Annotated in this window: 25 protein-coding genes; 18 read left to right on the top strand and 7 right to left on the bottom strand. The window is 61.7% G+C overall.

Annotation, left to right across the window (positions count from 1 at the left end):
- The first annotated feature begins 5 nt into the window (after positions 1–5).
- Positions 6–488 (top strand): helix-turn-helix domain-containing protein, encoded by a 483-nt coding sequence (locus NLI89_RS16465; protein WP_254688022.1) that lies wholly within the window; start codon positions 6–8, stop codon positions 486–488.
- Positions 488–901: a type II toxin-antitoxin system PemK/MazF family toxin gene (locus tag NLI89_RS16460; RefSeq protein WP_254688021.1), complete on the top strand. Its 414-nt coding sequence runs from the start codon at positions 488–490 to the stop codon at positions 899–901. The genes NLI89_RS16465 and NLI89_RS16460 overlap by 1 nt, the downstream gene beginning before the upstream one ends.
- 220 nt (positions 902–1,121) lie before the next feature.
- Here NLI89_RS16460 and NLI89_RS16455 read toward each other — a convergent pair whose 3' ends face one another.
- The 4 genes from NLI89_RS16455 to NLI89_RS16440 form a co-directional block, all read right to left on the bottom strand.
- On the bottom strand, positions 1,122–2,096 hold the full coding sequence (locus tag NLI89_RS16455; RefSeq protein WP_254688020.1) for a restriction endonuclease: 975 nt from the start codon (positions 2,094–2,096) through the stop codon (positions 1,122–1,124).
- Between the two features lie 73 nt (positions 2,097–2,169).
- The gene (locus NLI89_RS16450) at positions 2,170–2,436 is read right to left on the bottom strand and encodes a hypothetical protein (protein ID WP_254688019.1); all 267 of its coding nucleotides are present in this window, start codon (positions 2,434–2,436) and stop codon (positions 2,170–2,172) included.
- A 219-nt stretch (positions 2,437–2,655) separates the two neighbouring features.
- Positions 2,656–3,255, bottom strand: coding sequence for a thermonuclease family protein (locus tag NLI89_RS16445; RefSeq protein ID WP_254688018.1), 600 nt, complete (start codon positions 3,253–3,255; stop codon positions 2,656–2,658).
- On the bottom strand, positions 3,252–4,133 hold the full coding sequence (locus NLI89_RS16440; RefSeq protein WP_254688017.1) for a DUF7146 domain-containing protein: 882 nt from the start codon (positions 4,131–4,133) through the stop codon (positions 3,252–3,254). The genes NLI89_RS16445 and NLI89_RS16440 overlap by 4 nt, the downstream gene beginning before the upstream one ends.
- 92 nt (positions 4,134–4,225) lie before the next feature.
- On the opposite strand from NLI89_RS16440, the gene NLI89_RS16435 reads away from it, so the two are divergent.
- The 16 genes from NLI89_RS16435 (at position 4,226) to NLI89_RS16360 (ending at position 17,987) form a co-directional block, all read left to right on the top strand.
- Positions 4,226–4,513 (top strand): hypothetical protein, encoded by a 288-nt coding sequence (locus tag NLI89_RS16435; protein ID WP_151992091.1) that lies wholly within the window; start codon positions 4,226–4,228, stop codon positions 4,511–4,513.
- A 99-nt stretch (positions 4,514–4,612) separates the two neighbouring features.
- On the top strand, positions 4,613–5,008 hold the full coding sequence (locus NLI89_RS16430) for a hypothetical protein (RefSeq protein ID WP_254688016.1): 396 nt from the start codon (positions 4,613–4,615) through the stop codon (positions 5,006–5,008).
- A gap of 23 nt (positions 5,009–5,031) precedes the next feature.
- Complete coding sequence (locus NLI89_RS16425) at positions 5,032–5,694, top strand: lytic transglycosylase domain-containing protein (RefSeq protein WP_254688015.1); 663 nt, start codon at positions 5,032–5,034, stop codon at positions 5,692–5,694.
- Positions 5,691–6,062, top strand: a complete 372-nt coding sequence (locus NLI89_RS16420) for a TrbC/VirB2 family protein (protein WP_254688014.1) — start codon at positions 5,691–5,693, stop codon at positions 6,060–6,062. The genes NLI89_RS16425 and NLI89_RS16420 overlap by 4 nt, the downstream gene beginning before the upstream one ends.
- Before the next feature lie 59 nt (positions 6,063–6,121).
- The gene (locus NLI89_RS16415; protein WP_439144530.1) at positions 6,122–6,466 is read left to right on the top strand and encodes a type IV secretion system protein VirB3; all 345 of its coding nucleotides are present in this window, start codon (positions 6,122–6,124) and stop codon (positions 6,464–6,466) included.
- Positions 6,459–8,849 (top strand): VirB4 family type IV secretion/conjugal transfer ATPase, encoded by a 2,391-nt coding sequence (locus tag NLI89_RS16410; protein ID WP_254688013.1) that lies wholly within the window; start codon positions 6,459–6,461, stop codon positions 8,847–8,849. Before NLI89_RS16415 ends, NLI89_RS16410 begins: the two co-directional genes overlap by 8 nt.
- 14 nt (positions 8,850–8,863) lie before the next feature.
- On the top strand, positions 8,864–9,574 hold the full coding sequence (locus tag NLI89_RS16405) for a type IV secretion system protein (RefSeq protein WP_254688012.1): 711 nt from the start codon (positions 8,864–8,866) through the stop codon (positions 9,572–9,574).
- Positions 9,574–9,888 carry a hypothetical protein gene (locus NLI89_RS16400; protein ID WP_254688011.1) on the top strand — a complete coding sequence of 105 codons (315 nt, stop codon included), beginning with the start codon at positions 9,574–9,576 and terminating at the stop codon, positions 9,886–9,888. Before NLI89_RS16405 ends, NLI89_RS16400 begins: the two co-directional genes overlap by 1 nt.
- Positions 9,889–9,946: 58 nt before the next feature.
- Positions 9,947–10,927 (top strand): type IV secretion system protein, encoded by a 981-nt coding sequence (locus NLI89_RS16395; protein ID WP_254688010.1) that lies wholly within the window; start codon positions 9,947–9,949, stop codon positions 10,925–10,927.
- A gap of 415 nt (positions 10,928–11,342) precedes the next feature.
- Positions 11,343–12,035, top strand: coding sequence for a virB8 family protein (locus tag NLI89_RS16390; RefSeq protein ID WP_254688009.1), 693 nt, complete (start codon positions 11,343–11,345; stop codon positions 12,033–12,035).
- Positions 12,032–12,874 carry a TrbG/VirB9 family P-type conjugative transfer protein gene (locus NLI89_RS16385; protein ID WP_254688008.1) on the top strand — a complete coding sequence of 281 codons (843 nt, stop codon included), beginning with the start codon at positions 12,032–12,034 and terminating at the stop codon, positions 12,872–12,874. Before NLI89_RS16390 ends, NLI89_RS16385 begins: the two co-directional genes overlap by 4 nt.
- Position 12,875: 1 nt before the next feature.
- The gene (gene virB10, locus NLI89_RS16380) at positions 12,876–14,075 is read left to right on the top strand and encodes a type IV secretion system protein VirB10 (RefSeq protein ID WP_254688007.1); all 1,200 of its coding nucleotides are present in this window, start codon (positions 12,876–12,878) and stop codon (positions 14,073–14,075) included.
- Positions 14,072–15,085, top strand: a complete 1,014-nt coding sequence (gene virB11, locus NLI89_RS16375) for a P-type DNA transfer ATPase VirB11 (protein WP_254688006.1) — start codon at positions 14,072–14,074, stop codon at positions 15,083–15,085. Before virB10 ends, virB11 begins: the two co-directional genes overlap by 4 nt.
- A complete protein-coding gene (locus NLI89_RS16370) occupies positions 15,057–16,877 on the top strand; it encodes a type IV secretory system conjugative DNA transfer family protein (RefSeq protein WP_254688005.1) in 1,821 nt (606 codons plus the stop codon). The genes virB11 and NLI89_RS16370 overlap by 29 nt, the downstream gene beginning before the upstream one ends.
- A 1-nt stretch (position 16,878) precedes the next feature.
- A complete protein-coding gene (locus NLI89_RS16365) occupies positions 16,879–17,625 on the top strand; it encodes an LPD7 domain-containing protein (protein ID WP_254688004.1) in 747 nt (248 codons plus the stop codon).
- A 47-nt stretch (positions 17,626–17,672) separates the two neighbouring features.
- A complete protein-coding gene (locus tag NLI89_RS16360) occupies positions 17,673–17,987 on the top strand; it encodes a hypothetical protein (RefSeq protein WP_254688003.1) in 315 nt (104 codons plus the stop codon).
- A 153-nt stretch (positions 17,988–18,140) separates the two neighbouring features.
- Here the strand turns inward: NLI89_RS16360 and NLI89_RS16355 are convergent, their stop codons facing one another.
- The 3 genes from NLI89_RS16355 to NLI89_RS16345 form a co-directional block, all read right to left on the bottom strand.
- Positions 18,141–20,027 (bottom strand): hypothetical protein, encoded by a 1,887-nt coding sequence (locus NLI89_RS16355; RefSeq protein ID WP_254688002.1) that lies wholly within the window; start codon positions 20,025–20,027, stop codon positions 18,141–18,143.
- A complete protein-coding gene (locus NLI89_RS16350; protein WP_254688001.1) occupies positions 20,024–20,512 on the bottom strand; it encodes an ABC-three component system middle component 2 in 489 nt (162 codons plus the stop codon). Before NLI89_RS16350 ends, NLI89_RS16355 begins: the two co-directional genes overlap by 4 nt.
- The coding region (locus NLI89_RS16345; protein WP_368077291.1) for an ABC-three component system protein at positions 20,509–21,107 on the bottom strand (599 nt) is incomplete at its 5' end. The genes NLI89_RS16345 and NLI89_RS16350, both read right to left, overlap by 4 nt.

The raw sequence follows: 21,107 nt of genomic DNA, 5'->3' as shown, positions 1-21,107 counted from the left end.
GCTCCATGGCGGCCAAGACGCAAACTGATAGCAGCTCTGATCTGCGAACGAATGAAAAGAAGTGGACCAAGCCGCTGATGGATGCGGGTTGGACCGCATTGCCGAGCGTCATCATCGAGAACCAGCGGCAGCTTGGGCTCGAGCCGCTTGATCTCAACATCGTCGTATATCTTGCGAGCAAGTGGTGGACGGCGGAAGGAAAGCCTTACCCATCGAAGAACACGATGGCGAAAGCGATGAATGTCCATCCGCGAACGATCCAGAAGCATATCGCGTCGCTGGAAGCGGCCGGCTACATTCGTCGCGAGGAACGGCGGACCGAGGTCGGCAGCCGGACCAACATCTATCATCTCGATGGACTGATTAAAGCGGCCAAGCCGTTCGCCGACGAGAAGCTGGAGGAGATCAAGGAGAAGACCGAGATCGCCAAGGTTCGTCAGAACCGGCGTGGGGCCCCCAAGCTGCGCCTCGTCAAGGACGAGACCTGATGAACGCGCATATCCAAGAGGCACCGCCTAAAGTGGCGCCACGCCTCACCGGAGCGCCGAAGATCCGGCAGCTCTACTGGTGCGACTTTCCGCAGGATGCGCAGCTTCCGGAGTTCTGGAAGCGCCGCCCCGTGATCGTTCTATCGTACAGGAACACGCTGCATGGTGCGGTGACAGTGGTCCCATGTTCGACGCAGGCGCAGCCGGGCAACAAGTGGGCGTTCCCGCTGCAGACCACGATCGACGGGCGGGCCGCCTTCGCGATCTGCGACAAGATGTCCACGGTCGCGGTGAGCAGGCTGGTGCCCGACAAGGGCGGTATCATGCGTATGCCCGAGGCGGAGTTCGACGACATGCTGCGGTTGGTCCTGGCATGGCTGCCGGTCCCCGCTGCGCCCCCGGCGGCAGTGTAGGGGGCGGTGCCTTTGGCCACCCCCGCGGCGTGAGCGCCGCCCGGGGGAGTCAGATTTTAGTTGAATCTTAATCGGCAGGTTTCTACATGGAGAGCACTCGCGGCCTCCCCCTGGGGAGTGTCCGTTTCCCGAAAGGGAACTAAAAGGCCGAGGCCGCCCCAAAAGGGCGGCCTTTGGTTTATCTGCGCTATACCCTTGTGCCACGTAGCGCGTCCGGCGGTCAGAACGGAACGTCATCGTCCAGATCCCACGGCGATGCCGCGGGAAGCGCACCCTTGGGTAACGGCAAATTGTTGACGATGAACAGGTTGAGGATGTCGTCGCGGTCCATGAACATAACCTGGGACCGCTTGCTCGCGTCGAGCTTGTTCCCGATCCAGTTGCGCGCTTGCTTGGTGATCTCGCCTCCGGCGACGATGAATGCGTGATCGACCAGAACGCGGCGACTTAGCTCCGGATCAAAAATTTCGTGCCCCAGCATCATCGTGATCTGGTTGTGGATCTCGGCGACATTGCTGGTGCTGACGCCGGAGGAATCGAGCTTTCCCTTTTTGGCCTGGATGCCGAAATAGAGAACGTGGAGAGTCGGCAACGTGTACTTCATCCACACGTCCTTGCCGTATTCCAGCGCCTTGTCCTTGTGTCCGGCGGCGGTGATCCGGTGAAAGCCGAGCTGCCGGAAAAGCGGTAGCAAAACGTCCTCGATTAGGTCGTCCTCGGAGCATCGCCCGAGAAAGGCGAGGAGTTGGTCACGCCGCTCCAGCTCTGACGGTGTGAAGGGGCGGTGAGGATTCGCCATCTGCGCTATGGTGTTGGTCGCGATGTGCTTGATCTGCGCGAGGCCATGATCGTCGTAGAAAGCCTCCCAGCCCTCGCGAGCAAGCGTGATGTTCAGGGCTGTGAGTGCCAAGCTGCGCTCGGCATCGTCATCAACCACCTCCCCCCTGTCGAGCAACCGTTGGATCATCCGCACAAAGGCGTCGGGCATGGCTGTGGCGGACGCGTGCGGCATCGCAAGGATCTCCTCGATCCGCTCTGCCGCCCAGGTCGGCCGGGTTTCGCCGCGATGGACAAACTCCAGGTCGCAGTCCTCGAAGAATTCGGTGATGTATTTGCTGGAGCGCCGATGGAAATGCGGAACGTCTCCCACCACCATCTGGCCCAGCTCGCGCAGATTGCGAGGTTTCCATTTCATCGGGTTATCATAGCCCAGGATGATCGTGCTGTGTACGCGCGGCGCTGTGCCACGTGGCACACCTCCACGGACGTCAGAACCATTGGCCTTGAAGAGCGTCGCGATACTCGATCGCGAGCGTGACGGTGCCCGCCAGCAGCGCGGTGAGCGCGAACAGCGCGAACCGAGCGGGGATGCCGAAGCGAGGACTGCTACCGCGCGTGATGATGACAGCCGCCCCGATCGCGAGCGCGAGGACAAGGCTAGGCCCCAACTCGTAGAGGACAAGGCCGGGCAGGCGGTTGGGGAGCAGGTAAGGGAATTTGCGGATGACGCGCCCCACGAGGACGGCGCCAATCACGAGGGAGACGGCAAGACCCCAATGGCCCAGCCTGACCGCAGCCGAGGAGCCGGGTTCAAGCATCGGCCCGCCCATCCGAGCAGATAGCGTCCGGCCGCAAGGGCGGTCCTTGCCAGCCTAGTCGATCGTCACCCCTATGGGCGGAAACCCGTTCGCGGGGTTCCGCGGAGCGCCGCGCTTGCGGCGCGGAGTAGAGCGCGGGCCGGAGGCAGGCCCCCATTACCGCTTGATCGTCCCTGTGCTGCACCCTTCCGGCACCTGCGCCTGTCGGATCGCAAGCTGACGCATCCCCTCATAGTCGACGCCCCAAAGTCCAACTCGTTGTGCTGCCGCCTTACGCATCAAATCGACATAGGCACCGCCTGAATATACCCGGTAATCGACCGCATACCCTTGCGCGACCATCGACGCGCCGACACTGGCCTTATTGGCTGGAAAACGGCACGCGAGGTTAAGCCGCCCGTAGCTTTTTGGGTTTGTCCGGCACTGGTTCTCACGCCGCAACGCGTAGTCGAACATCGACACTGAACAGTCCATTCCACCATCGCGCGATGACAGACCCCGCAATGCATCGCTCGACAGCTTCTTCAGCACCGGCAGGTCGTCGTCGGGCGCATCGATCCCAACGATCCTCACCCGTCCGTTCGTGAAGTCGACCGTATCGCCATCGATAATTCTTGGACTCGGCGACGTAAGCCTCGTCTGTGACGCCTCGACGATCGACTCCTTGTTCTGCGCAATCGAATAGACTGCGACGATGACGAACGTCGCGCCCATCATCCAGCGTTGAAACGGCGTCGCTCCGGGAAAGAGCTTCATAGTGCCCGGACCTCGCATAGCAGGTCGTTCCAGTCGCCCGCATGGGGCGGCAGCTTGCTGACGAGCTGGCGGCCGTTGGCCGTCAAGTGCGGGGTGGCGCGAGCGATTGCACGTGCCGCCTCGGCCCCATGCTGGCTGTAGATCACGACGGTATGGACGCTCTCGGGAATCGCGACGGCTTGGTATCGCTCGATCCCCAACACGGGCCACACGAACCAGCCGTCGCCCAGCATGTTCATCACGCTCGCGGCGTCCTCGACACCTTCGGCGAGCCGCAAGATGCCGTCGAGCGGTATGCCGCCCCACCGGACCGCGCCGCTGCCGGGGTTGCCGAGCATCCATTTCGGCTCGTCCATCTCGGCCTTGGCGCGCCCATCGGGACGCAAGAAGGTCCGATGGATCGCGACGACGCCGGCGTCCTCCTCGATCGGTACTATCAGCGCAGGGGCGAATGCCTTGGCGGAACCGGCGCCAAACTGGCAGCGCGCATCGAAGCGGGCATTGATCCCGTTGGGAATGATCGCGCGCGAACGCAGATAGCGATCGGCCAGCGTTCCGGCGAAAGGCTCGGCATGCCGCCAAACAGCGAGCGCGACCTTGTTGTGGTCGGCCTTGCCTTCCTGCCGTTGGCCTGGGTCGTGGTCTACGGGAGCAAGGATCTTACCCGAGCGCAGCCCCGCCATGATCGCAGCGGACGTGCAGCCGGCGAAGCAATGAAACAACACGGCGCGCTCGCCGACGCGGACGGAAAGACTGGCGGTGCCGTCGGCGTGCGCCGGGCATCGACACATGGCGAAGTCGCCCTGCCATCTGCCGCCGAGCTGACGCACGATGCGGTCGGCTTGGTCTTCGATCGTAGCCGTCTGCCGTCCCGCCATCTAAGACACTCCCGGTTCAAGACGCATACTTGCTATCGGGGAGTGGCGCAAAGCACCAGCGAAAAGCATAGTAATCACTGTTGGGGGAATGAATGGATTTGGAGCTGCTGCTCGAACGCGAATTGACGACGCTTCGGCCCCCTGGTGGGTCTATCACGGACGTCCATGTCTGCCAGCGCGACTGCGGGCGATGGTACATCAACGTCCGGGTTAGCTGGCGCGGAACGGCACTTTTCCACGTGGGGCTTTACGACAAAAAGCGTATCAGACTGTATAAAAAGGCTTCTTCGGCCATACGCCATATCGTCCTGGGATATGGCTATGATGATGTGATCCACCTTCACCCGTGCGCTGACGTCAGAGACGAAAAGGCTTTCTGACGCGCCAAGCCGTTGGGTCCAATGTGAAGCTTCGGTCATTTTCGGGCTAGGCAATCTCGCTTTAGCGATTTAGCTTGTTCTCACTCTAGGAGTGAAAACATGGCAAATCGCTTGTGTTCGTCTCTCTCGGTCGCTGCGCTGGTAGTGGCCTCTTTTGCGGCAGCGCCGGCCCGCGCCGAAAACACTTGGGCCTGTGAAGTGCTGCTTTGCGCCAGCAATCCGGGCGGGTGGATGCAATTCAAGGAATGCGTCCCACCGATCCGTAAGCTCATCACACACCTCGGCCTCGGTGGCGGCTTTCCTACCTGTAGCGCGGGCGGAGTCCGCAAAGCGGACTATACCAAGCCGAAGAGCGGTCGGCCTGGCTACGTCGTCATGACGATGCAGGATGGCACGCGGACGCGCTACACGGTCCCGACCAGTTCGCAGATCGATCAGGCGGAGGCCACGGCGCAACCCGGCCCGTTCGCCGGCTCGCGAAGTTTGGAGCGGTAATGACGCTCCCCGCCGCAGTCGTCATGGGTCTCGCGGCGCAATGCGCGCCGAATGTAGCGCCTGCGACCATCGCGGCGATCGTCGAGACGGAAAGCCGCGGCAATGAGCTGGCGATTGGCGTCAACGGGCTTGGCAGCAAGGTCGTGCAGCCGACGAGCGTCGCGCAAGCGATCAAGATGGCGCGCTTCTACGTCGCCAAAGGCTATTCGGTCGATCTCGGCCTCGGCCAGATCAATTCCCGCAACATGAGGGCCCTTGGCCTGACCTGGGACACGGTGTTCGAGCCCTGCACGAACATCGCCGCGGCCGGGGCGGTCATCTCCGGCAATTATCGGAGCGTGCGCGAAGGCCTGCACCCCCAGCGCGCGCTTCGCATCGCTCTATCCATGTATAACACCGGGTCGCAGTCGCGTGGCTTCTCCAACGGCTATGTCGGAAGGGTGATCGGCAATGCCGGCATCTCCGACGGCATCCGGCCCGTAGCGGTCACGGTGGCCGCCTTCTCCGGCTCAAACGATTCCAGCCCTGCGAGCGCGACAGCGCAGCTCGCCGCGCTGGTGGCAGAAAACACGTCCGCGTCGGGGCAGCGTCAAGCTGCGCCACCCAACCCCCCGCCATCGTGGGACGTGTTTGCGAGGGCGGAATATGAGCGAGCGCGTCTCGCCGGAGAAGGAGAAGAACGATGAACCTCGCATCTTCGATCGGTGGGCCGGCGCTCGCCCTTCGATCCACAGTCACCAAGCGCGTTGAGGCGATGACGCCGGGCCAGCGCAAGGTCGGCAAGCTACTGTCGATGTTCGGTCTGGTGGCGCTGGCGTCGCTGCTGTCGGCGGAGCCGGCATTCGCACAGACCAATCTTGAGAGCTTTGGCACGTCGGTGCTGAACCTTCTGAGCAATGGTCTCCTGCGAACGGTCGCCATCCTTGCGATCATCGCGGCGGGTTTTGGCTGGCTGACCGGCCGCGTCAACACCGGCGCCCTCGTCACCGTCATCATCGGCATCGCGCTGATCTTCTCGGCCCCGTGGATCGTCGATCAGCTCAACGGTGGCTGATTTCGTAGGAAGCGGGGCGCCCGCGCCCCGCTTCCGCATTGTCGTGTGGAGTATCGAGCGTGGACGAGGATCGGGAGACAATGGCGCGCAACCCGCTATTCCTGGCGGTCACGCGCCCCGCGCTGTTCGCCGGCATCCCGATCGAGGCGGCGGTGCTGATCCTCATCTCTTCGGTGTGCATCCTGATCGGGTTCAACAATCCGGTCTATGCCGCGGTGAACGCTGGCGTGACGTTCGGCCTCTCACGCCTGATCGTGCGGCATGACGTGAACGCCTTTCGACTGATCTTCCTGTGGGGCCGCACCAAGGCGGCGAACCGCAATCGGGCATATTGGGGCGGCTCAAGTTATACTCCGCTCCCCCTCAAAGGCATCAAGCGCAAGGGGTTCGGCCGCAATGGCTAAGGCAAACCGCCTCTCCGACCAGGTGCCGATGAAGGTCGCGCTCAAGGAAGTGCTGCCGACCAAGTTCCTACCGTATGCGCGGCACGTCAACGACGAGGTGGTGGCGCTGGATTCCGGCGCGATCATGCTGACGTTCGAGCTGCAAGGTCGTGCTTTCGAGACGGCCGATGTGCGCGATCTGAACGACTGGCACTCGAAGCTCAACGGGATGCTCCGCAACCTGCATGACGATCGCCTGTCGATTTGGACGCATCTTGTCCGCGCGCGAGTCGAGCAATATCCGGGCGGCAACTTCCGCTCGCGCTTCGCGCGCGATCTTGATGCGGCCTACTTCGCCCGCATGAATCGCGAGCGGATGTTCATCAACCGCTTCTTCGTGACGCTGGTGGCGCGCCCCGCGATCCACGGCGCCGACAAGCTGGTCCAGCTTTTCAAGAGCAAGGCGAAGGCGGGAGCTGCAGCCGATGAGGTCGATGCCGATCTGCTGGAGCTGCTGGAGGACAAGGCGCGTGATTTCGAGAAGCTGCTAGATCGTTGCTCGCCGCGCCGGCTGTCGATCTACGGGTTCAACGGCCTCAAGTTTTCCGAGACGATGGAGGTCGCGGAAATGGTGATGACGGGCCGGCATCGCCGCGTCCCGATCATCCGGGGTCACCTCGGCAGCGCCCTCTATCGCCAGCGCGTGATCTTCGGCGGAGAGACCGTCGAGGTTCGCGACGCCGATCGCAGCGCCTTCGGGGGCATCTTCGGCATTCGCGAATATCCGGCGTTCACGACGCCGCGCCAATTCGAGTCCCTGCTGGCGGTCGATTTCGGGTTCGTGCTGACGCAATCCTTCACCTTCCTCGGCCGCGCCGCGGCATCGGAGCGGTTCCGGCTGCGCCAAAAGCAGATGGAGAACGCCGACGATCGCGCCGTCAGTCAGATGCTCGATCTCGTCGACGCAGCGGACGATCTCATGTCCAACCGCTTCGTCCTGGGCGATCATCACTTCACGCTCGCGGTCTATTCCGACAGCCTCAAGGGGCTGCGCGACAACCTGTCGATCGCGCGTGCCGCGCTCGCCGACACCGGCATGGTGGCGGCGCGCGAGGGCGCTGCGCTGGAAGCCGCGTATTGGAGCCAGCTCGTCGGCAATTTCGCGTGGCGGGCAAGGCCGGCGCCGATCACGTCGCTCAATTTCGCGGCGTTCTCTCCCTTCCACACCTACCCCGCCGGCCTCCCTGTCGGGAATCACTGGGGCGATGCGATCGCGCTGATGAAGACCAGCGCGCGCAGCCCCTACTTCTTCAGCTTCCACAAGCGCGACATTGGTCACACGCTGGTGGTCGGCCCCACTGGCGGGGGCAAGACGGTCATCGTCAACTTCCTCATGGCGCAAGCCGAGAAGACGGGCGCGCGCCAGATATTCATCGACAAGGATCGCGGCGCGCAGATTTTCGTCCTGGCCTCAGGCGGCACGTATCTGACGCTCGCCAACGGCACCCCGACGGGCTTCGCCCCGCTCAAGGCACTCGAAAATAATGCGGAGGATCGCGCCTGGCTGTCGCTATGGGTGCGTCAGCTCGTCCGGGCCGAGCAGCGCCCGATCACGGTCCAGGAAGAGCGGATGATCGACGAGGGCGTAGCCGCGGTGATGCGGCTCCCTCGGGAGGATCGCTCGTTAGATGCGCTGCGGACCATGCTCGGCATGGCGGACGCTGGCGGCATCGGCGCCCGTCTCGAAAAGTGGACGTCTCGCGGTTCGATGGGGTGGGTGTTCGACAACACGGCGGACGAAATGACGCTCGATGCGCGGTTCATCGGGTTCGACATGACGGATTTCCTCGATAATGCCGAGATCCGCGCGCCGCTGATGCTCTACCTGTTCCATCGCATCGACAAGATGCTAACCGGCGAGCGGACGATCATCGCCATCGACGAGTTCTGGAAGGCGCTACAGGACGAAGCATTTCGGGGCTTCGCGCAAGACGGCTTGAAGACATACCGCAAACGCAACGCGATGATGGTGTTCGCCACCCAGTCGCCGGCCGATGCGCTCAAGAGCGACATTGCGCACTCGATCCTCGAACAGGTCGCGACCCAGGTGATGCTCCCCAATCCAAAGGGGGCGCGCCGCGACTATGTTGAGGGTTTCTCGCTGACCGAGGCGGAATATCAGCTCATCCGCGAAGAGTTGTCGCCGGAGTCCCGTAAGTTCCTCGTCAAGCAAGGCCATGACAGCGTTGTGGTCGAACTGGACCTGACCGGACTCGATGACGAGCTGGCGGTGCTGTCAGGGCGCGCCGAAACGACGTCGATCGCCGTCGCGGCAGCAGCGGAGTTCGGCCCCGATCCCGCGGCCTGGCTCCCGGTATTCCACAAACGTCGTCGTCCAAGCTGAGAAGGAGAAGGGACATGCGTAACTTGAAGGTTTTCGCCGTCGCGCTGGCAGGATCAGCGTCCATGCTCGCCGGGTCGGCGCACGCGCAGGGCATCCCGGTCATCGACACATCGTCGATCGTCCAGCAGATCGAACAGGTCCGGCAGGGCGTGCAGGTTCTCCAGCAGGGTGCCGCTCAAATCCAGGAAGCGCAGAAGCTCTACCAGGACCTCAACAAGGCGACCGACATTGGCAACATCGCCAACCGCCTGAAGAGCGACGTGCTACGCACCAGCAACGTGTCGTCGAACAGCCTTGGCGGCTACACCAGCGGCGATCTCAACGTAGTAGGCGGGCTGCGCGGCAAGGCGAACGAAGTTTATCAGGATTTGATCGGCCGCGTCTCGCCAACGGCCACAGCCGAGCAGCGCGCGGCATCAGAACAAGGTGCGCGAGAGGCGGCGGTGACTACCGGTCTTGCGAGCAACGTTGGCGACGCCGTGACGAGCCGGCGCCAAGGCCTGGAAGAGCTTCGCACCCGCCTCAATGGTTCGACCTCGGCAGCCGAGCGCGCCGATATGACGGCGCGGCTCCAGCTCGAACAGGCGCAAATGATGAACGATCAACTGGCGCTCCAGGCGATCGAGATTCAACGGCGCGCGAAGGCGGAAGGCGATTACCAGAAGTATCTTGCTTCGCAGCAAGACAGCCGCGCCGCATTCCGTCGGGACATGGGCCTGAACTGATGGCTCGTTTCCCGCGCCTTTCCCTCCCCCTCGCGCTCGTATGCGGGCTGGTAGCCTGCACACAGTCAGAAAAAGATCAGGACGCATCGGGGCTGCGCTCCGATCTTCCCCTACGCGATACTCAATACCTGATCGCGCATCGGGCCGAGTTGCAGACGATCAATTCAGTCTGCGCGGCATGGAAGCAATCACAGCGGCCCGTGGGATCATGGCCTTCGGTCATCGTCTCTAACTGCAACAACGCGGAAGGTGCGAACGAATATATTCGATCGACCGAGCAAAGAGCAAAGTTTCGGAAGGAGATGGGCATCTAGCCCGTCGCCTTGGCGTGTTTTTAAGGACTTTGACGTGGGTAATGACGTCTTTACTCGAATGTTCGATGCGCTGAATAATGCTCTTGCTGGCATTATTGCCGCTTACTCCGGCATGGTCGGCTGGATTTCCGGGCCGCTTCGGGTCGGCGTCACCATCTATATCATTCTCCTTGGCATCGCGATCCTGCGAGGTGCCGTCGATTATCCATTCCGCGAGTTCGTGTTCCGGGGAATGAAGTTGGCGGCTCTAGTGTTCGCCGTAACCACGCTCTACGGCGCATCTATCAGCCTCTTCACGATGAACGGCCTTCCTCAGGACGTCGCCAACGCCGTGGGTGGTCCCAACGTCACCGGCCTCGGCGGCTTCTTCGACAACATCGTCAAGGGGTCGGCACAAACGGTCGATCGCATCACACAGATTCAGGACATGAGGACCGCTGCTGCGGGTCGAAACCTGATCGGTATGCCAAACAACATCATCGAGATATTCTTCACCGGCGTATATTGCCTAGTCATCATGGTGCTTGCCCTTCTGGCGACCGCCCTGGGCTTTACGATCTGCGCGTTCGCGCTTTTTGCACTTGCGCTGCTCGCTGTGGTTGGCCCGCTGTTCGTTGCTGCCCTGCTTTTCGAGTCCACAAGGTCGTTCTTCTTCGCCTGGCTCGGATCGGTAATTAGCTATGTGATGCTCGTGGCGTTCGCGCTGCTTCTGACCGTCTTCATCCAGCAAACCGGGGAGACGTTCATCACGGAAGCGACGGCGGGTAATACCGATATCGTCGCAATCGCGGTGAAGGCCATCGCCTTCTACATCTTGGGGTTCTTCTTCTTCCTTCAAATACCGGGCCTCGCTGCTGGTCTTGGTGGTGGTGGTGCCTCCCTTGCTACGCAATTCGCTCACGCCGCGACCGGCAACATCATCCCGGCCGCCGGTCGGGCGCTATCGGCCGCGCCGGGCAGGATAGCGAGTTCCGCATTTGCGAGGGGCCGTGCCAGCGCTGGGGGCGGCGGGGGTGGCACTCTTCGCCGCACAAGCTAGATCAGGAGATTGGGAATGAAGTTCGGCTCTGCCCTGGCGGTTCTCGCTCTCGCGAGTCTCACCCCATCCGTTCCAGCCGCGGCGGCGAAGGATGACAAGCTCCCTCGCTGCAACGGGCGGCAGAAGCGGCCCGCAAATCTCTACGGCACAATCCTTCCGACGCTGCCGGATCGCTCCGCCCCCGCTGTTGCGGTCTCGCCAAATGGGGCGGGTGTGCCACGTGGCACACCTAGCCCTCAAAGCGGGCCGGCTCCGTCGGCCCCTCCCACGACCAACCTGTTCCCCCCGGAAAGCGCGACGCCGGCTCTGCAAGGGCCGGACACGTCGCAAGGCGGCAAGGTGCCGGCAATCAGCGCCATAGGGCCTGGAGCCAGCCCCACAGCGGCCCTTCCGACCTCATACGCGAGCTGCTGACATGGCGATCGGTGTCAAAGACAAAGAAGAAGACCTCAAGGCGTATTTCGCGGAAGCGGAAAGCTGGGATCGGGATCGGTTCGTCGCCGCAACCCGCTCGCGACGTGTGGCCTGGATCGTGGCCGGCGTGACCAGCGCGCTGGCGATCGTCAGCGTCGGATCGGTCATGGCGCTTTCGCCGCTCAAGACCGTCGTTCCCTACGTCGTCACCGTCGATAAATCGACCGGCGCGACCGAAGTCGCTCAAGGGCTCCGTGGCGACAAGTCGATCACCTATGACGAGGCGATCCGTAAGTATTTCCTCGCCGACTATGTGCGGACGCGCGAGGGGTGGATTCCGCAGGCACGCGAAGAGTTCTACCGCAAGGTGCTGGCCCTCTCGACGCGCGAGGAACAGAACCGTTGGACGTCCTTCTACAAGAAGGACAATCCTGACTCGCCGCAAAACCAGCTCACCGCCAACGACGCGGTGTTCGTCGCGATCCGCTCTGTTGCCTTCATCTCGCCCAACGTCGCTCAGGTCCGATTCGTGAAGCGGTTGCAGCGCGACCAGCAGGTGATCGAGACGCCCGCCATCGCGACGATCACGTTCGATGTGCTGTCGAAGCCGGAAACGGAAGCCGGCCGATATGCCAACCCGCTCGGGTTTCAGGTGAAATCCTACCGAGCTGATGCGGAGGTTCCGACGCGATGAAACTCATCCTGCTCCTGGCCGCGGCGATCGGCGCGCTGTCTCCGCTGCCGGCGCTGGCGGAACAGACGCCGCGTTCGCTCGGCGCCGACGCCCGCATCCGCGAGGTCAATTATACCGATGGCAACGTGATCCAAATCCGGAGCGCGTTCCGGACGGCGACGCAGATCGAGTTCGCCCCCGGCGAGGTCATTAAGTTCGTCGCGATGGGCGATACCGTGTCGTGGGAGGTCGCGCCGGCTGACAATTCCCTATTCGTGAAGCCGCGCGAGCGTGCCGGAGCGACGAACCTGATCGTTGTGACAGATTTCCAGGGCACTAAGCGAAACTATACTTTCGAGCTTTCGGCGGTCGCCGGCGCGCGATCGGCCGGGACGTTTTTCAAGGTGCGGCTTCGCTACCCGGAGTATGAGGCGCTGCAAGCCCGCCTCGCGCAGCAGCGCGCGCAGCTCACGGCCGCCTTGGGCGCGCAGAATGGAGCGATCAAAGCAGCGCTCGACATTGGCGTTCTCGAAGGCAAGCGGAACCTGAATTACAAGGTCCAAGGCTCCTCGGCGCTTCAACCCTCCGAAGTCAGCGACAACGGACAATTCACGGTCCTCCGCTTCCCGAACCAGCGCGAAATCCCCGCCATCTTCACCGTCAATCCTGACGGTAGCGAAGCAACCGCTTCGTTCGATGTGCGCGACGAGTTTGTGGTCGTCCACGGCATCTACAAAGAGATGCGCCTGCGCCGGGGTAAGGTGGTGCTGTGCATCTACAACGAAAGTCCGAACTTCTACGGCCGCGATCCCAAGACGGACACGGCCTCGGAAGTCGTTGAACGCACGACGGAGAACTGACGTGTCCGACAAGAGATTCGACGTCGATGCAACGCCCGACATGGGCGAGATCGATCGCACGCCCGCAGCCGATCGGCCGAGCCGCATCCCGTCCCTCAACGCGTCGCAATGGGATAACAAGAAGGTGATCGTCGGCGCCGCGCTCGGCGCTGCCGGTATCTTCACGGTGCTGACGCTCGTCACGGGCTCGGGCAACCAGCAAGCGATCCAACCTAAGAAAGCGCCGGCTGCGGTCGAAGCGCCCTACGATCCGAATACTGTAATCGCGCCGACACTGGCGACGGCACCGCGCGATCCGAACGCGCCCGTGCAGCTCGCCGGCGAGCAAGTCCCGGCGATCGGCCCCGATGGTCAGCCGATCACGCCCTACGGGTCGTCTACGGCGTCACAACAGCAAACCCGCCAGGCGACCGAAGCGGAGCGCCGCGCGAACGAAGCGCGTTCGCTGCGCGACAATGCTCGCCGATCAACGCTGATCGCCTACAACGGCGATCAAGGTGTCGGCCGCGGCCTGGGTGGTGCGGGGAACGCCGGCACCCAGGCCGGACAAGGCGATGGCGACAACGCCGCGCCGAAGGCAACGGCCCTCGACACTCTCAAGCAAACCTCGGCGATCGGCACCGCCACAGCGCGGATGATTGGTGATCGCAATTACCTCGTCACCGCCGGGGCGATTATTCCCTGCACCCTTCAAACCGCAATGGACAGCACCGTCCCGGGCTACACGACATGCGTAATCCCCCGCGACATCTACTCGGATAACGGCAGGGTCGTGCTGCTCGAGAAGGGCACGCGCGTGTTCGGCGAATATCAGGGCGGATTGCAGCGCGGGCAAAACCGGCTGTTCGCGATGTGGACGCGAGCCGTCACGCCGCGGGGCGTGGCGATCGACATTGGATCGCCGGCGTCGGACTCCCTCGGCCGCGCCGGCATCACCGGGAAGATCGATCGGTTCTTCTGGCAGCGGTTTGGGGCGGCGCTGCTTTTCAGCGTCCTCGACGCGGGCGGGCAGATTGCCGGCCAAGCTGTCAGCCCGGAAGGGTCGACCGTGTTTCGCACCCCCGGCGACACCACCTCGTCGGTGCTACAGGATACGCAACAAATCCGGCCGATCGTCCGCGTCAATCAAGGGACCGAGATGGCGATCACCGTCGCTAAGGATTTCGACTTTTCGCAGGTTTACGGTCTCGGTCTCCGATGACCGTTGCGGCCTTCCGCAACACGGCGATCCTCGATCATGCTGTGCGCCCACTGCGCCGCTATCTCGATGATGAAGGGGTGACGGAAGTCGTCATCAACGAACCGACGCTGATCGGCGTGGAACGGCGCGGCGGGTGGACCTGGGAGCGCGAGGATGATCTGACGCTCGATGCGCTTAACCAACTGGCGCGCGCTGCGGCTGCCTTCACTTCGCAGGATGTGACGCGCGAGAATCCGATCTGCTCAACGGTTTTCCCCACCGGCGAGCGCGTCCAACTCGTCATGCCGCCCGTCGTGCCCGACGGCACCGTGTCGATCACGGTTCGGAAGCCGTCGACGAAGACGCTGTCGATGCAGGATTTCGAGGCGAGCGGCCTGTTCACGGATACGAAGGTTGCCAGTAAGCGGGTCAGCACGGTGGAAGAACGCCTGCTCGGGCTGCTCCATGCCGGACGGCATGTCGAGTTTTTCGAGATGGCCGTGCGCAGCCGGCTCAATATCCTCATCTCCGGCGCGACTGGCTCCGGCAAGACGACGTTCTCCAAGGGGCTGATTCAGCTCATCCCCGAAAACGAACGCTTGCTGACGATCGAGGACACGCGCGAGCTGGTGGTGCCGCACAAGAACGTCGTGCATATGATCTATAGCAAGGACGGCACTGGCACTGCCAAGGTGACGGCCAAGGAACTGCTGGAAAGCGCGCTGCGCATGAGGCCCGATCGCATCTTGCTCCAAGAGCTGCGCGACGGCACCGCGTTCTTCTATCTGCGCAACGTCAACAGCGGCCATCCCGGCTCGATCACCACCATTCACGCGGACTCGGCCGAGCTGGCGTTCGAGCAACTGACGCTGCTCGTGAAGGAAAGCGAGGGCGGCGCGGACCTCGCCCGCGACGACATACGCTCGCTGTTGAAAATCCTCGTCGACGTCGTGGTCCAGATGAAGAAGGTCGACGGCGAGTTCCGCATGACCGAAATCTATTATGACCCTGCAGGCCGTCATGCAGCCTAAACGGGGCACCATCCTCGCGGCCGGAATTCCGGTGGCAAGCGTCCTCGCCTTCTTCGTCGCGAGCGTCATTGCGTGGATCTATCTCGGGCTTCCAAGCGCGAAGTTCGATCCGTTCAGGATGCCGGCGTTCTTCTGGTATTATCGGCACGATCCGGTCGTGTTGAAGGCGTTCGGCGCCGGCATGGTCGTCGGCCTGGTGCTGACCGGGATCATGCTGTGGTGGCTCCTGAAACAGAAGCCCCCGCTGCACGGGGCCGCTCGCTTTGCCAAGGAAGGCGAAATCCGGCGCGCCGGATTTCGCGCCGACAACGGCATCGTGGTCGGCAAGAAAGGCGGGAAGTTCCTGACCTTCGGGGGTAGCGAGCATTGCATCGTCGAGGCCCCTACCCGCTCGGGCAAGGGCGTCGGCATCGTCATCCCCAACCTCCTGTCGTGGCAGGCATCAGTCGTCGTCCTCGATGTGAAACGCGAGAATTGGGACGCGACAGCCGGCTTCCGGCAAAAGTTCGGGCAGGCCGTCTATCTCTTCAACCCGACCGACCCGGAAGGCCGCACGGCCCGTTACAATCCGCTCGGCTATATCGATCGCACCGATCCCGACCAGGTGGTGATCGAGCTACAGAAGATTGCGACCATGCTATTCGTGGCGCCCGAGCGCGGGGAGCCGTTCTGGACGGATTCGGCGCGGACCGCGTTCGTGGGTGTTGGCGCATACCTTGCGATTGCCGATCTGCCGTTCACCATCGGCTCAATCTATCGCTTGATGACGACCGGCGACACGCGCGGCTATTTTCGCAAGGTTCTCGACGATCGCGCGCTCGATCTGTCGCAAGGATGCCGGAACGCTCTCGCCGACTTCACGTCGGGAGCCGACAATACGTTCGCCGGCATCGTCCAGACCGTCACGTCGAAATTGAGCCTGTGGCTCAACCCGCGGGTCGATGCCGCAACCGAAGAAAGTGACTTTGATCTGCGCGAGCTGCGCACCAAGCCCATGTCGATCTACCTGGGCGTGTCTCCCGACGAGCTGGATCGCGTCGCGCCGCTTTACAATCTCCTGTTCCAACAGCTCATCGACCTGAACGTGCGTGATTTGCCGGATAGCGAAACGCCGCTCCAAGTTCTCGTTATCCTCGACGAGTTCGCTCGGATTGGCCGTGCGCAGGTGATCGCCAGCGCCTTCTCCTACGTCGCGGGTTACGGCATCCGCCTCCTGCCGGTCATTCAGTCCCGATCGCAGCTGCGCGCGGTCTATGGCGAGCATGTCGCGAACGAAATCGTTGCCAACTGCGGTGTCGAGGTCGCGTTCACACCGAAAGAGCTGCGCGTTGCGAATGAACTGTCGGAGCGCATCGGCTATGTCGGGCAGGAATCCGTCACAAAGTCGCTTACGATCCACGGCATCCTGGCAAACCGCTCCAAGTCCATGTCGGACCAGCGCCGCGCTCTCTTGCTCCCGCAGGAACTGATGCAGTTTCCGGACGGCGAGCTGCTGTTGCTACGAGGCGGCATCCCGCCAATCCACGGGGACAAGATACGGTTTTATGCGGACGCCCTGTTTCGCAGCCGCGTCATGGCGGCACCAGTGGTGCTACCTATCCCGAAGACGGTTCGCGATGACGAGGATCTTCCCGAGTGCGCGATGCCGACGTTCGACCAGCTCACCGATCCGGACCCGCTGTCGTTTGCGATGGATTGCGTCGTGACGGAAGACCATCCCGACATGCTCATCGACGTGTCGGCCGAGCAGCGCGGAAACGAAGTCGTTGGTGTAATCGAACAGGAGCGGTGACATGGTTGAGAAGGTCGAAGCTGCCGGCGCCGGCATCGATGGCGACAACCGTCGTAGGCGGCCGATGGAAGTCCCGGCCGATCTCGAGTCCCGTTTCCTGCGCGTCGGCAACAAGCTCTATCGCAGCGCGCACGACAAAGAGCCGATCGCGACGATAACCCCCGATCGCATCAAGGCGAAGGGTCCGGAGTCACTGCCTGACCTTGTGAGGCTCGCGAAGGAAAATGGTTGGACGTCGCTCAAAATCACCGGAGACGAAGAGTTCAAGCGCGCCGCCTACCTTGCCGCCTCGGCGCAAGGGATCAGGATCGACGGGTATCAGCCCGACGAGAAAACCAAAGCCGCAGCCGATCGCGAACAGGCCCGGCAGGCCGGGGTGTCGGGGGTGACGCAACCGACGCCCCGCACCGCTAACCAGGCTCGTGATAGCAAAGAACAGGTCGACCCGCGCGTCGATCTAGCCGAGCGATTCCGCCGGCAGACCGCCGTCCAGAACGCGAAAGACCCCGAGCTGCGCAAGGCGCAAAGCCATGTCGCGTTCGCCACGACGGTCGCAGAAGGGCGATTCCCGGGCCAGCCTGTGAAGCAACGCGAGTTCGTGGCTGAGCGCAAAGAGGACGTGGCGGCTCGGATCAGCCGCGGCGAGTGGATCGCCGGCATCGAGGTGAAGCAGCAACAGGCGCAGCGTGTCCGCGAAATGGCGCAGGATCAGATATTGCAGAAGTCGCGCTCGATTGGAGGCCGATAGACGCGCTACCCAGCGGATACATAGCAGCCCTTGCGCATTAGAAATAAATGAACATCTTCGAAGCCCTTCAGCCTGACCCTCCTAGCCGGCCCATGATCGTCACGGGCGGGGTGAGAGTTGATCTCAAGATTGGGGGTAAGAGGCGTTCCGTGATTGTCACGCGTGAGGCACTCGATTTTTATCTCGGTTCACCTCCTGCTGATGTCCAGCGCACAAGCGTCGAGCGAGGGTGGCTTGGCACTGTCCAGCACAACATGGACAAGGTTCGCGAAGGGGCGGAGCGCAAAACCGCGGCGTCAGATAACGAAGCCGAAGTGATCCTGCTTGGCCCAGGTGAGATCGATCTCCCGAAGTGGCGCTAATCGCCTAAGCACTTCAGTGACGTCCGCTCCAAACGTCACAACCCGACCATTCAACGATCTACATCTGCCTTTACGGTTTTGTGCGAGGATGCATATTCCGGTGTCGGTTTGGTTGAGGGGGTGTGCCACGTGGCACACCAACCTCCCGAGCGCCTATGGTGTCGCACCTGGCGTATCGTGCGACACGTCCGGCTCTGGGAATAGACCAGCACGCCCCACGCCCTGGAGCCCGGTAAACATCGTAGCCTGCGGACTGGCCATCACGTTGGCGGGCGGATCTGTATTCTCGATGATAAGGATCTGTCGATCGTCACCCCAAGCATCGAAATAGGAATAAAAATGATCGTTTAGATCTGTGCTGCGCAAATCATCCGCAGCACCGTCAGGCTCCCTGTACGAAAGCAAAGGCGAGTCCACGACGATAAAGCCAGGATGTGGTGTTTTCTGCGTGACACAGTACTCGAGCAAGCCGGCGGAGAAGGCAGTCTGTGTAACGGCACGAAGGCCCTTGCCGAATGAGGTTCGAGCCTTTCCGTTGATGACGAGGTCCCGGACTTTCATATCAAAATGGACGCGATCAACATCGGGAAAATGCCAGGCTTTGAGCACACCGCGAACTACGGTCGCGAATTTATCGGCCGTGCTTGTCGATAGATCTACATCAGCTGTGCCAGACCCGCCGCCCCCATCGGCGGTTTCGCGCTCAAGCTTAGTTTTGCGATCTTCAAAGTCGAGCAGCCCCCGATGAATAGCGATGCCTTCGCGAACCTCGCCAGTCTTATCCGCGAGCTGCCGGTAGCTGGAACGAAGCTGCTTCAGATTCGGAGCAACAACCCGGTCGATCTCGCCTGCGAGTGAGGAAAGACGCTGCTCGAGCCCTGGCAACCTTCGTTCGAACGATACAGCCTCGGTCCTCAACGAACTTATCGTCGATTCCAGATCAGCCTGTCGGGAAGCGATCTTGGCAATTTCGGCCCGGGCCGCAGAAGCGATGAGGCTAGCATCTCCACCGCAATCATCCCTATGAGCATGATGTTCGGGTGATGCTCCACAGAGTGGGCAATCGACTTGGCCTAAAGCCCCGAACAGCGTTCCGGCCTCGGCGATTGCCTCAAGCCGAGCTATGTCGGATCGGTAGTGCGCACCTAAGAGCGTAAAGCGTTCAAGAAGGACCGTGATCTCAGCAAGGCGGTTCCGTCCGTCCTCTACCCGTTTGGCGATGTCGCGACGGTCCGTCGAAGCTTTTCGGAAACTGGTCTCCGAGATAGCGAGCTGCTCGCTCTGACCCTCCATAGCGCCCTCAAGGCGATCCAACTGATCCTGCAGCTCCTCTGATCCCGCAAGATTTTTCACCTGCTTCCGGTAGTCGGCGATGAGCTGGTCGAGGAGCGAGATCTGCGCATCCCGGGTTTGGTCCTCGGGCGACCGAGTTCTGGCTGCCGCTAAAGATGTGTCGTCAACGCCTGTTAGCAGAAGCTTAAACACCGACGTATTTGCAGTGTCGCCCATGCCGTACCCGCCGTCAGAAAGCGGTGATCGCTGCTGGATAATCTCTTCTTCATTTATGACAACAAGGCGCGCGAGGTTGCGAAAACTCAGGCTGTTTGTGTCGCCCTTCTTGTTCCGGCGCACCCGCTTATGCGCAAGGCCAAGCTTCTCGAGCAAGAACGCGGATAGATTATCTACCCGTCTCTCGTTGTGTTGGTCGGCAAGCGTCGTGCCCTCTTCGACAGGCATCTCTTCAGAGAACAAGCCATCGTAGAGCACAAAGGGACCACCATCGACAGCCCGCGCTAGGGTAAACTGCTCGCCCTCAGTTGATTCCATGGCGAGAAGGACGTGCTTGTACCCAACCCTCTCTGGTATATCCCGGAGAGGTCCTTTGCCGCCAAGCATGAAGTCTATCGTATCTACAATAAACGACTTTCCGGTGTTCGACGCGCCGTAGATGACGTTCATGCCAGGCTTGAAGGTTACAACCGCTGCCTTTCGGAACGGACCGTGATAACTCAATGCACAAAGACGCAGCCGTGCGGTCATACAGCCCCGCCCAAGCTCTGCTCGACATTCTGAAACTCCATGACCCACTGGTCGAAGAATCGGCGCATCAGACGGTCAAACTCGTCGTCGTTATATGGTGCTAGATGACGCACCAGCCACTCGGCACGGGTCTTGAGTTCCGTAGAATATGGTGACTGGAGCGAGTCCAAGAATGTCTCGGCCATCTCACCCGCCTGATAGACGATCCCCCCTTTGCAAGCAGATCGGGCCACAAGGTCGCGCGTCATCATCAGATGAAGCCCGTCCAATACGATGCCTCGACGGACCTGAGTGGCCGGTGTTGAAATAGGCGTCTCAGGATGTAGGTCTTCCGGTCCACCAAGAAGTTCGGTGTGAACGAGCAAATAGTCAAATGCTGTCAGGCGCTGGATATCGATCTCACGCGGAAATGCTGCGGCCAGAATGGCGACCGCGCGCATTCCCGCTTCAAACGGTCCGTTGAACGTCAGTGACCCTGTGCTCATTGCGGCGTCCACTGAAGGCGGTCTTCGTTGGCAAGCTGGTGGCATATGCCGTGCCGGTCTTTGACGAATGCACTCGAGCCTAGCGGGTGAGCGTCAAGAGGAACATGCTGCGAAGCCTGAGTGACTGCTTTCACTCGCTCAAACCCGTCGGGATGCTTCCCCTCTGCCGTGTCGATCACGCCACTCAGAATTTCATCTTGCAGGCTTTCGAACGTGCCTGGATCCACCTTCTCGCGCAGAAAGACCCTGAACGCCTCGGCATGGTAGAAGCTTTCGCGTTGACGATTAAAATGCTCGCCAAGCGGCTTCCACTGCTTAAGCGCGGCAATATCCGCAACTGCTGCTTTCGTATGGTCAGCGTACGCAGCCAGAAGATGCTCGACGTATCTTTGCTCATGCGCCTGTACGGCCTCAGGCGGCTTCTCCGGAAGAGGTCGCGCAGGAAGATCTCCGCCGAAGCGTTCAAAATAATACGGAGTCGTTTGGTGCTGTGTGATCACTTCCCGCGGGGATAAGGACTTAAATATCTTAAAGTCGAAGCTCTCCACGTAATCCGCAAACTCACCCGCTAGGACAATCTTTTGCGTACCGATTA

Source organism: Sphingomonas faeni (assembly GCF_024273235.1).
Classification (GTDB): Bacteria; Pseudomonadota; Alphaproteobacteria; order Sphingomonadales; family Sphingomonadaceae; genus Sphingomonas; species Sphingomonas faeni_A.
This window is presented reverse-complemented; position numbering and strand designations above follow the sequence as displayed.